General features: G+C 43.1%; 9 protein-coding genes. 4 read left to right on the top strand and 5 right to left on the bottom strand.

Annotation, left to right across the window (positions count from 1 at the left end):
• Positions 1-301: 301 nt before the first annotated feature.
• Positions 302-2,056 (bottom strand): 2-oxo acid dehydrogenase subunit E2, encoded by a 1,755-nt coding sequence (locus tag JMY06_RS04465; RefSeq protein WP_201616498.1) that lies wholly within the window; start codon positions 2,054-2,056, stop codon positions 302-304.
• Positions 2,057-2,081: 25 nt separating this feature from the next.
• Positions 2,082-4,895, bottom strand: a complete 2,814-nt coding sequence (aceE, locus tag JMY06_RS04460) for a pyruvate dehydrogenase (acetyl-transferring), homodimeric type (protein ID WP_201528178.1) — start codon at positions 4,893-4,895, stop codon at positions 2,082-2,084.
• Positions 4,896-5,593: 698 nt separating this feature from the next.
• On the opposite strand from aceE, the gene JMY06_RS04455 reads away from it, so the two are divergent.
• The 4 genes from JMY06_RS04455 (at position 5,594) to JMY06_RS04440 (ending at position 8,227) form a co-directional block, all read left to right on the top strand.
• Positions 5,594-6,058: a hypothetical protein gene (locus JMY06_RS04455; protein WP_201528176.1), complete on the top strand. Its 465-nt coding sequence runs from the start codon at positions 5,594-5,596 to the stop codon at positions 6,056-6,058.
• Positions 6,059-6,568: 510 nt separating this feature from the next.
• Entirely contained in the window at positions 6,569-6,934 is a 366-nt protein-coding gene (locus JMY06_RS04450; protein ID WP_201528271.1) for a hypothetical protein, read from the top strand.
• A gap of 30 nt (positions 6,935-6,964) precedes the next feature.
• Entirely contained in the window at positions 6,965-7,132 is a 168-nt protein-coding gene (locus tag JMY06_RS04445; RefSeq protein ID WP_201528266.1) for a hypothetical protein, read from the top strand.
• 150 nt (positions 7,133-7,282) lie between these two features.
• Positions 7,283-8,227: a hypothetical protein gene (locus JMY06_RS04440; protein ID WP_201528174.1), complete on the top strand. Its 945-nt coding sequence runs from the start codon at positions 7,283-7,285 to the stop codon at positions 8,225-8,227.
• A gap of 98 nt (positions 8,228-8,325) precedes the next feature.
• On the opposite strand, the gene JMY06_RS04435 is transcribed toward JMY06_RS04440, so the two are convergent.
• From JMY06_RS04435 to JMY06_RS04425, 3 genes are all read right to left on the bottom strand, one after another.
• Positions 8,326-9,018: a TetR/AcrR family transcriptional regulator gene (locus JMY06_RS04435; RefSeq protein ID WP_201528172.1), complete on the bottom strand. Its 693-nt coding sequence runs from the start codon at positions 9,016-9,018 to the stop codon at positions 8,326-8,328.
• 207 nt (positions 9,019-9,225) lie between these two features.
• Positions 9,226-10,254 carry an endonuclease/exonuclease/phosphatase family protein gene (locus JMY06_RS04430; RefSeq protein WP_201616496.1) on the bottom strand — a complete coding sequence of 343 codons (1,029 nt, stop codon included), beginning with the start codon at positions 10,252-10,254 and terminating at the stop codon, positions 9,226-9,228.
• A gap of 303 nt (positions 10,255-10,557) precedes the next feature.
• Positions 10,558-11,073, bottom strand: a complete 516-nt coding sequence (locus JMY06_RS04425; protein WP_201616542.1) for a hypothetical protein — start codon at positions 11,071-11,073, stop codon at positions 10,558-10,560.
• Positions 11,074-11,405: the final 332 nt, after the last annotated feature.

Below are 11,405 nucleotides of genomic sequence, written 5' to 3'. Positions count from 1 at the left end.
AATGACACGCCCTAGTATAGCCATATTATAAATTAAAGATTGTGAATGAAAAAGCCGGCCTACAAGCTGGCTTTTTGTATTTAGAATTTAATATTTCTCATAAAACATCATTAACAACTCTAAAAAAAGCAATAAAAAAGACCATCCGTAGACAATCTTTTTTATTTATTCAGTATATTAACTAAGCCTAACCACTAAATATAATTACCAAAAGCAGTAACTAAACATAATAGCAAGGAGAGTGAGCAACAATATTAATATTAATGCTACTCTCCGCTTGAATAGCTATCATGTCGAGCATTTATAGTAAAATACGGCGCGGATCCGCAAGTAGACCTGCAACATAACGCGTAAATACTGCAGCGTCAGCACCGTTAATGACACGGTGGTCATAGGATAATGACAATGGCAACATTAAACGAGGCTCAAAGGTCTGACTTTTAGTATTCCAGTGTGGTTGCATAGTCGCTTCTGAAGCGCCTAAGATACCCACTTGTGGCCAGTTGACCAGTGGTGTAAATGCCGTCCCACCTAGGATACCTTGGCTTGAAATCGTAAAGCTAGCGCCTTGCAAATCTTTGGTGCTTAGCTTTTTATCGCGAGCTTTTACGGCTAGCTCACCAATTTCGATGGCGATTTGCTTGATACCTTTATCTTGCGCATTCTTGATAACAGGCACAATCAAGCCATCGTCAGTGGCTACGGCAATACCCATGTTCACACTTTTACGTAGGATAACTTGCGTATTATCATCACTTAAATGACTGTTAAAGCGTGGGTGCTGGGTTAGCGCATAGGCAGTTGCTTTAACGATAAAGGCTAAAATAGTAAGGCCAACCCCTTCAGCTTTCATGCCGCCTTTTAATTCACCACGTAGCTTTTCAGTTTCAGTGATATCGGATACATCGAACTGAGTTACTTGCGGCAGGTAAGTATTGTAATTGAGCTGCGGTATTGAGACTTTTTGCAAACGCGTAAGGTCTTGCGTCTCGCTCTCACCCCAAATCTCAACATTGCTCATATCAGGCAGTTTTGGAAGACTTGAGCTTGCACCACTACCGCTCGCAGGTGCTGCTTGCTGCGTGTTCAAGCTGTTTTTGACATGCGCAAACAAGTCTTCTTTTAAAATACGGTCATTTAATGCCGAACCACTAACTTGGGTAATATCGACACCCAATTGACGCGCAAGCTTACGCACGGCAGGGCCTGCATAGACTTCTGTTAACTTAGCATTTACCTGAGATTCAGTTAACTTACCACCGGCATTAGCCACTACTTCATTACTGCTAGAAGTAGACTTAACCGCTGCTTGTTTTGGCTCACCTGTAGTTTGCGAAGCTTGTTTGCCTGATGAGTCTTCTTTATTAACATCAGGCGCATCCGCTTCATCGCTTTTAGCATCTGCGCTATTAGTACTAGCATCAGCATCGCTACCAATAATCACGATAAAATCTTGACCGTTGGCAACCATATCGCCTGCTTTTACCAGTATTTTTTCAATCTTACCCGCTTCTGGCGCGGGCACTTCGACTGAGGCTTTATCAGATTCAATCAATAAAACTGACTGATCAGCAGTGACCATATCACCAACGCTAACCATAATCTCAGCAACTTGCGCTTCATCGACACCTAAGTCTGGGAGCGCATGAGTCGTTGCCGTACCTTCTTTAGCAGCAGGTTTTGAGGCATTAGTATCAGTTGCAGCAGAAGCGCTGGCGTCTTTGCTTTTTTCACTAGCATGAGACTTATCACCCTCAGACTTGTTAGCTGGGGCTTTTTCAGGCGCTTTATCAGTTTCTTCAGCACTTGCCTCTTGGCTATCACCACCAGCATCGCTGTCGAGTTCAATCAGCACTACACCTTCGCTAACTTGATCACCAACGGTAACGCTAATTTTGGTGACTTTACCAGCAGCAGAGCTCGGCACTTCAACCGACGCTTTATCTGACTCTAACAAGATAATATTATCATCTTTTGCGATGACGTCACCGACCTGCACCATAATCTCGCTAACTTCGGCGCTATCTACACCCAAATCGGGGGCTTTAATTTCCATCCTTGTTCTCCTTGTCTTATGATTATTATTCTTTGACGTCATCATCATTGAGTAACTTGGCATCGGCCTGATCTTCAGCACGACCCTCATTACTGATTTCATCATCATCTTCAGCGACAAACTCAGGTACAGGATTTGGATTCACATTACCAGGCGCCGGTGCGTCCGGAGAATGATCATAATAAGGCTGTTGCTCCCAGGCCGGTGGATGATCGATATCGATATCCAAGCTAGAAATGGCGTCTTTAACCAAGCGCATTTCTACTTCGCCTTCGTCTGCCAAACGTTTAAGTGTGGCGACGACAATGTGTTCAGCATCAACGTTAAAGAAGCTACGTAGCTTCTCACGAGTATCAGAGCGACCATAGCCATCAGTACCTAGTGTGGTATAAGGGCGGCTGTCTGGTAACCATGCGCGGATTTGTTCTGAATAGTTGCGCATATAGTCGGTGGCCGCAACGACAACCCCTTCGTGCGGCGCAAGCTGTTCGGTGACCCAGGGCACGCGCTCTTCATCCATTGGGTGCAGACGATTATAGTCATCACAAGCCATGCCATCACGAGTCAACTCATTAAAGCTGGTCACACTCCAGACGTTAGATGTAATATTGAACTCGTCTTTTAAAATCTGCGACGCTCTTTGTATTTCGCGTAATATAACGCCAGAACCTAATAGCTGCACTTGGGCTGAACCGTTGTCTTCTAACAAATACATACCCCGTTTGATGCCTTCTTCTGCACCCTCTGGCATTGCAGGTTGCTCATAGTTCTCATTCATCAATGTCAGGTAATAATAAACGCGCTCACCCTCACCATACATCCGGCGCAGACCGTCATGCATCACTACTGCTAACTCATAACCAAAGCATGGATCATAGCTGACGCAGTTTGGCACGACGTTAAATAAGATCTGTGAATGACCATCTTGATGCTGCAAGCCTTCACCGTTCAAAGTAGTACGACCAGCCGTGGCCCCTAATAAGAAGCCTTGAGCCTGACAATCGCCGGCGGCCCATGCCAAGTCACCAACGCGCTGGAAACCGAACATCGAGTAGTAAATGTATAGCGGAATCATCGGTAACGCGTTAACAGAATAGCTGGTTGCAAGCGCCATCCAAGTACTCATCGCACCGGCTTCGTTGATACCTTCCTCTAACATGTGACCGTCGATGGCTTCTTTATAGCCCATTAAGGCTTCACTATCTTCTGGGGTATATTTTTGGCCAACAGCAGAATAGATACCCAATTGACGGAACATACCTTCTAGACCAAAGGTACGTGCTTCATCAGGAACGATAGGCACGACGCGATCTTGAATGTCTTTATTTTTAAGCATGGCAGCAAGCAGGCGCACAAATACCATGGTAGTCGATTGCTCTTTACCGTTACTGCCTTTTAATACCCGATCAAAAATAGACAATTCAGGAATATTAAGTGGAATATGACCACTACGGCGATTAGGCAAATGACCACCTAGCGCTTCACGACGACCTTTAAGATACTTCATCTCTGCTGAATCTTCGGCAGGACGATAAAACGGTAGGGTTTCCAACTGCTCATCGGTAAATGGTAAATCAAAGCGATCGCGGAAATATACCAAGCCGTCTTGATCAAGCTTCTTGATTTGATGCGATTTGTTTACCGCTTGAGCTTGATCCGACAAGCCGTAGCCTTTAACTGTTTTTGCCAAAATAACGGTTGGCTGACCTTTGGTTTTCATCGCTTCGCTAAAGGCAGCGTAGACTTTCATGGGATCATGACCGCCACGATCTAAGCGTGAGATATCGTCGTCAGTCAACGCATCTGCCATTTCCTCTAGCTCAGGATACTTACCAAAGAAGTCTTTGCGGGTAAATTCAGGCGTACGCGCTTCATAGAGCTGATACTCACCATCAACTGCTTCTTCCATACGATGTTTAAGAACACCAGTATGATCATTGGCTAGCAAACTGTCCCAGTTGCCGCCCCAAACGACTTTAATCACCCGCCAGCCTGCGCCGCGAAATACAGACTCTAGCTCTTGGATGATCTTACCATTACCACGAACCGGACCATCGAGGCGTTGTAAGTTACAGTTGACTACCCAAATTAGGTTATCAAGCTTCTCACGACCTGCAAGAGAGATGGCCCCTAAGCTTTCTGGTTCATCCGTCTCACCATCACCTAAGAATGTCCAAATCTTACGACCTTCTTTCTCAAGTAAACCGCGGTTTTCCATATAGCGATGTACGTGAGCATGATAAATCGACATGATGGGGCCAAGACCCATGGATACGGTTGGGAACTGCCAATAATCCGGCATTAAATATGGATGCGGATAGCTTGATAAACCCTTGCCGCCCACTTCACGGCGGAAGTTATCGAGCTGATCTTCAGTCAAACGGCCTTCTAAATAAGAGCGCGCATAGATACCCGGTGCTGAGTGACCTTGATAATAAATCATATCACCGCCGAAATGATCACTGGCAGCCCGGAAAAAATGGTTAAAACCTGTCTCATAAAGGGTCGCACTAGATGCAAATGTCGCTAAGTGACCCCCTAAATCATCGTCATTTTTGTTCGCACGCATCACCATTGCCAAGGCATTGTAGCGAATCAACGCGCGAATCTTACGCTCGATAGTCAAATCACCGGGATACATCGGCTCATCTTCAACTGCAATAGTATTAATATAAGCAGTATCGAGGCGATTAAACGGTAAGCCTTCTTGCACCCCCATGTTGTATAGCGCTTTTAGCAAAAACTGCGCGCGGTCTTTATCAGCATGTTTAATGACTGATTCAAAAGCCTGTAGCCATTCCTGTGTTTCGGTGCTGTCAGCATCCTTATAATAATTCATCTTTATTGATCCTTTTATATCAGTCATCCCTGTGTCATGACAGGGTGTTATTGAATGGGGTAATGAGATAACGATTGACTTAACGACGTCCTTGTTACACTTAAGCAATCCATTGCCTAACGCGGTAATGTACTGCGCAGTTATATTCGAGTAATGTGCGATTAACCTTATTAAGCTAATCAGATACGGCAAGCTTGCTATTAGCATACCAAAGCTAGGGGCTAACCGTACAGTAATGTTTGAACATTTAAGAGATTAGGACAATCTATTATAGACGGTTATTGGCGAGATGTTTATGGCTGTGACGAAATGACGCCATAACAAGTATTTTTCAATAAAATAGTCATTACTTATAAAGTATATAATTATCATGAAATTAACTTGCTAATAAAAAAAATAGTGTCCAACAATGGGCTGTTCAGTCGGATCTCTCTTATAAAACAGAAGTTATCTCTCTCGACAAATGATCTTCGCCAACAGACCCCTTAAAAACTACCTTTTGTCATGATTATAGTGATATCGTGTAATCATTTTGTAAAATCATAGTACAAAAAACAAATAACTTGTATCAGTTTTATTATTTTATTATTCTGTTGTCATATTGTTGCATTGCCTCGACTGAATACCTATTCTAATGATAGTGACATTGCTCAAAATCTAAATAACTCTGACAGCATTGGGTTAAGAAAGGATCTTATATGAAATATCTTAAGTATTTGCGCAGCGCTCTATTAGTTACTTCAGCCTCAATCTGCTTGTTGGACACAGCTCACGCCGATGACGCTTTACAGATGCAGCTAACAGCTAATAAAGTCGTTACCAATGCTGCGGGTGAAGTGAGCTACTCACCCGCGCGTACTGCGCCTAAAGGGGCGGTTATTCAGTATAAAGCGACCTATTCGAACAGTATCAATAAAGATATCAAAGACTTAGCGGTGACATTACCTATTCCTGCCAACATGACCTTTACCGGTGAGGCCAGTCCCACTAGCGCCCAAGCCAGTATCGATGGCAAAAACTACGCCGACATGCCACTGATGCGTAAAGTCAACGGCCAGCTGGTCAAAATCCCATTTTCTGAATACCGTACCCTGCGTTGGGATATCAAGTTATTACCAGCAAATAAATCAGTAGTCGTTGCTCTTAATACGATTGTTGACTAAAACCCAGTTGTCCCTACCTGTCAGTGCCTACCCTTTAACCTATCGTCTAAGGCGTAATTAGTCTATACGCCAGCACAGTTACCGTTTTTTATTAGTACTATTCACTCATTTATACGGTCTATAAGTATCTACAGGTACTTATAGACCTCTTTTAGTTTAAGCATACTATCAATTTTTTTTATTGGATAAGCGACTCATGACAACGTCTATAATGCTGACGTCTAAACATATTTCATTATGTACAGCCAAGATCTCAGCGCTACCTGAATTCGGCCTCAATCTAACTCAGCCACCAATACAGACGGTGGCTCCGAACACGGTCGATCGGAATGTTGCTTTTATTAACCTGAGCTCAGGTCAGCGATTGGACAAGAAAAGCAAAGCATTACCGCATTTTATTACTATGCCGTTGAGTTTAAACCTGGACGCAATACCTTACACGGTATCGCAACCGATGTCAGTGGTAAGGTTATCTCCGAGCAAGCTCTTGAGATTCTAACCCCAGATAGTTTGCAGGCCATCGACTATCGTACGCAAGCGCAGCTAGCAGAGGCTGACGGCGTAAGTGAATATCAAGTAATTATCAGTCTAAAAGACCGTGATAATCGCCCTTATATTTCTTCAACTCAGATTACCATTGATACCAATATTGGCCGTATCAACCTAAAAGATAGTAACAACGACCAAGCTGGTATCCAAATGACTGTTAATGGTGGCGAGCTATTGGTCCCAGTAATTGCTCCAACCGTGCCGAGTAAAGGTGAGCTCGTCATCAATACTGGTAATAGTAAGCAAGTCATTCCGCTACAGTTTACCGCTAAATTGCGCCTACTTATCGCCATTGGTATCGTTGAAGGGGCCAGACTTCGACAGTAACAAGAATACTCACGCTCAAGGCGCGCCGCTATGTTCCTAAAAGGTAAAGTACGCGGTGATTACCTATTGACTTTAGCTTATGATGACAGCACCCAGCAAGGCGCTTACTTTAGACTGCACATTAAATTTGATGAGGATTTGTTTAAGCGTAACAACCCTAGTAAAAATAAACGCCTCACAGCTAGGACGGCCTTATAATTATAAGACGAAACTGTAGCTGTTGGCGTTGAGTACATATCATCATGGCTATCGTCTTAAAAATGGAGGTGGCTTATAATGAACGTTATCATAAGTATTATTTATTCATGAAAGTTAATAACCGGTTCACTGTAAAACAAGGTTTGTGCTATGTTTAACCGTACCATTTTAGCGCTCAAAGGAGCCAATCACCGACTACCGAGCAGCGCTCTATTATCAGCGTTGTTATTAGTAACGGCTGCACCAGTAACACAAGCAGCCAACAACAGCATTAATATCAGTCCAAAAACCAACATCAATAACAGTAAAGCTGGCTATGGCTGGGCTGAGCATTCTATTAATCCTGCGGCTTACTGTGATAGTGACATTAGTAGGGATGCGACAGCGCAAACTACCAAGCCCAAGCATCAAAAACACCAAAGCGCACAACGTCGTAGCATGGATTGTATGCTCACACAGCTACACATATATCAGCAAAATGATAAATCAGCGCGCCAGCAATATCTTGCTTACAAGGCACAGGCCTGGTTAAACTACGCCTATCATGAAGACAGCGTCAAGAGCAAAACTCCTGCTGGTAGCCAAGCCTTACAAACCGGCACTGCTATTTTACAAGCGCTACAAAACAATACTGCTGAGCAGATGAGTATCACTACCGATATTCCAACCACATCCGCATTAATGCGCCCCGACCTTTGGGCGACGCTGAATGCTCTAAAGGCCAGTGATGGTATAAGCGTAGCACCACGTGAAGTGGCATTTAGTGAGGTGGCACTCATTTGGGCTGCTGCTGACCAATGTGAGCACGGTTGGCGGCAATCGGGAACCCATTTTCGCATGGCGGATCGCTGGCTGGAACAAGCACGCGAGGCTTATGTGAATAGACATGACTCAACAACGAACGTGGCACTTGAAGAGCTTATAAACCGTTATTTTAAGCTATACGCACCCCTAGATAAGGGCGATGATAGTTGTCGTGGTCAAGTGCTGCCGACGAATACTCAAACCTTACATACAGAAACTGACCGCAGCCTTGCTATAGCGCAAACAACCATTATTCCTATACCGACTGCAACCCATCGCCTCGTTTATTAAACTAGCTTTATGATGCCATCAGCTTATTACTTCTAAACATTTGACACAAAAAGGCCGGCTTTACACCGGCTTTCTGATTACATTGCTTGACGAACATTTTAGCGACTTTTACGTGGTAGCTTCTCTGGTAAATAGCAGCGCAGATAAGAAATAGAAGCAGTGATCGCTTCTTGCAGATAGTTATCAGTGATACTTTCGTGATGACGATAAGATAAAGTAAATACACCATTAATAATGCTGTAGGTGACTAATAAGATGTCCTCAATATTTCCGAGCTTTGGCATCTCATAGCACTCTGATAAGCGCTTATATACCAACTGTACGATTTGATGGTCAATATCTTCACCGAAGCTATCGCCTTCAAAATCTGGAGTATTGGCGCTATATATCAACTTAGCCTTAGTCTGATCATTATGAAAAATTTTCACACCACGCTCAATCAGAGCCGTCAAATAACCTTGCCATTTGTCATAATTGGCCGTCTCGACCGTTGCTAATATCTCTAAGATATCAATAGCATTTAAAAAACGTAACGCTAAGAATATCGCTTCAATGTTAGGAAAAAAGTGATAAGCAGAAGCTCGCGGAATACCCGCTTCTTCGCAAACAGCGGCTAAAGTAATATCATTGATAGAGTGGGTTTCGCTCAGCTTTTTAGCACCCATCAATAATTTCTGACGGCGTACACGGCCCTGCTGACTGGTAAACTTAAATTTATTAGGCACAAGCTTTCTGGCTAGCTCCGAATCTACTAGTACGTCTTCAATTTTGTCGTCTTTAGTGTCACTCATTGTAAACCTCTTGATGTTACGCCCCATTTATATGGATATCTTTTTCATTGAATAGTATTTGCACCAAACTGGCGTGCTACTGGTAAATTTTTGGTCAATGTAACCACTACCAAGCTCAATGAATATGCATAATAAACACTTGTGCATATTCATTCAAGGGCGCATATGGGTTAGAATCATAATGTAACGATTAGCGTTATCAATTACTTAATCAAAAAGCTTTATTTTCGCCCGTATAATACCATGGTCAGTGACTCTATCTGCATAATCCCACTTCAGATGGTCATTGAAATAATCCACCCGCTCAACTTGCCCAAGCGCAAATTTGCTATCAGGTAAAAACTCTTCTGAGACAAACAGTTGGTCTATAACCTCGGGCATACCTTGATAGATATGGGTATACGCCACATCTTTCATCCAACCATAACGAGCTTGAATTCGTGCTGCATCGAATAGTGCGACATCACGCATACTTTTATCATAATTTACCTCCCCCGTCTCGGTCATCAACTGAGTAGTCACGCTACCTGTAACATCATTCATATCACCTAATAATATTAGCGGCTCACGAGTATGTTGTAAACGCTGAATAATAGACATACGAATGGACGCCGCTTCTGCCGCACGCATACATAAGCTGCGCAACTTAGCACGAACACGAATATTAGGATCGTCCATATCCTCTAACAAGTTACCGTCGCTATCGCGTAAGAAAAAAGCACGCTTACTTTTAAGATGGGCGGTGATAATCGTTATCGGTTGTCCAAAGGCATTCACGCGTAGTAGCAGTGGTGGACGATTGAAGCGGCGATACGGCCCAATGTCAGGAATATCTATGACAGCCTTTTCGGCAACCTCTTCTAGTAAGCTAGTTTCTAACTGCTCAAAACGGCTGATAATACCCACAGCAGGCGTCTTTTGTGCGCCGTGCCCTTGAGTATATGAGCTATTCGGATCATTACTCGCTAGCGGAATAACAACATGTTCTGGTTTAAAGCCTAACGATACCGCGACCGCCTCTAGCGCCTGACTGTCCCATACCTCTTGCACTGCAATGATGTCAGCATGAGCCTTAGCCAATAACTCTGTTATACCTTGAACTTTCTTATCATAAGTTTCATTATCGTAAGCGGGAGCATTCTCGTAATAAATACGATTGGGATTGGCAAAGTTGAGCAGGTTTGCAGTGGCAATATAAAATTGCTTATGATCCTTGCTTCGGGTTTGGTTAGTCATACAACACCTATTTTTATCTGCTTTTTATGAATCGGGTTAAATAAATTTTTAAATAACCAACGTCTTGAATATTAGTTTTTAAACCTTGAGTTTATCGTCACTTTCATACTTACTGTGTCATGAGATATCAAATAATTATATGTATCAATATATTCTTTCATTCTACAAAAACTAGGTTTTATAAATAGAAAAAGCTCCCAGAATATTGTCTGGAAGCTTTAACATGACATAGTTAATGTTCACTTATACCTTAATATTTCAACGGACTTATGAACTTATAAAGCTAAGGGATGTAAAAATTCCTTAGCTTACACGGTTCCAAGCATCACGAGATGCTGGGCGTGCCTCATTCCATTCCATACGTGACTCGCCTTTAACTTCATTCCATGAACGCTCTAAGTCAGCTTCGTGATCTTCAAAACGAGCATCAGCTGGATAGCGAGCACGATTCGCATAACCTACGGCATAGGCTGGATGTAAGTCACGGTCATAGTCATAGCCTTCTTTATAATAGTCAGCATTGGCATACTCTGCACGCCAATAAGCGTCTTCACGCGTTGGATCGATCGCCTCTGCTGCCGCATGGCCAGCGCCGCCACCAACGATTGCGCCAATTGCGCCGCCAATCAATGTACCAAGTGGGCCCGCCATAGTGCCAATAGCTGCACCTGCTGCCGCACCGCCGACACCACCAACTCCTGTGCCTACTGGATGTGAGCCCGGCTCCCCAGTAATGACATCAGCATTCAGATCCTTTTTCGACTCTTTTGATAAGTGTTTTACAGCATCACGGTCAATGTTATCGCGGTCATTCGTCATCCTATCGTTCGTCATATTATTGTTTGTTATGCCGTCATTCGTCATTCGATCGTTATCAGCTAACCTACGATCATTATCATCCATAATACGTTCTTTATCACCTGCTACAAGATTGTCACCGGTGATCACACGATCATTTTCGTCTATTACACGGTTGTTAGCGCCTGAAATGCGGCCTTTATCATTTAACTTACTGTTATTGTTATTCATAATATCGTCCTTAAATTATTTTTTATATGTCAATTCTATTTTCTGCTAAAATCTCATTTCTTGCTAAGAATTAACAGTTTTATTGAACTCATCTAAAGTATAGGAAATTAAGTGCAATAACA

Origin of the sequence: Psychrobacter urativorans (assembly GCF_904846675.1) — a bacterium.
In the GTDB taxonomy this organism is placed as follows: Bacteria; Pseudomonadota; Gammaproteobacteria; order Pseudomonadales; family Moraxellaceae; genus Psychrobacter; species Psychrobacter urativorans_B.
The sequence above is the reverse complement of the archived record's forward strand: the minus strand, read 5'-3'. Positions and strand labels throughout refer to the sequence as shown.

Excerpts from the sequence above, each read along its gene's own strand:
- JMY06_RS04430 (WP_201616496.1), bottom strand. The coding sequence starts at position 10,254 with ATGACTAACCAAACCCGAAGCAAGGATCATAAGCAATTTTATATTGCC.
- aceE (WP_201528178.1), bottom strand. The coding sequence starts at position 4,895 with ATGAATTATTATAAGGATGCTGACAGCACCGAAACACAGGAATGGCTA.
- JMY06_RS04435 (WP_201528172.1), bottom strand. The coding sequence starts at position 9,018 with ATGAGTGACACTAAAGACGACAAAATTGAAGACGTACTAGTAGATTCG.
- JMY06_RS04455 (WP_201528176.1), top strand. The coding sequence starts at position 5,594 with ATGAAATATCTTAAGTATTTGCGCAGCGCTCTATTAGTTACTTCAGCC.
- JMY06_RS04445 (WP_201528266.1), top strand. The coding sequence starts at position 6,965 with ATGTTCCTAAAAGGTAAAGTACGCGGTGATTACCTATTGACTTTAGCT.
- JMY06_RS04425 (WP_201616542.1), bottom strand. The coding sequence starts at position 11,073 with ATGACGAATGACCGCGATAACATTGACCGTGATGCTGTAAAACACTTA.
- JMY06_RS04465 (WP_201616498.1), bottom strand. The coding sequence starts at position 2,056 with ATGGAAATTAAAGCCCCCGATTTGGGTGTAGATAGCGCCGAAGTTAGC.
- JMY06_RS04440 (WP_201528174.1), top strand. The coding sequence starts at position 7,283 with ATGTTTAACCGTACCATTTTAGCGCTCAAAGGAGCCAATCACCGACTA.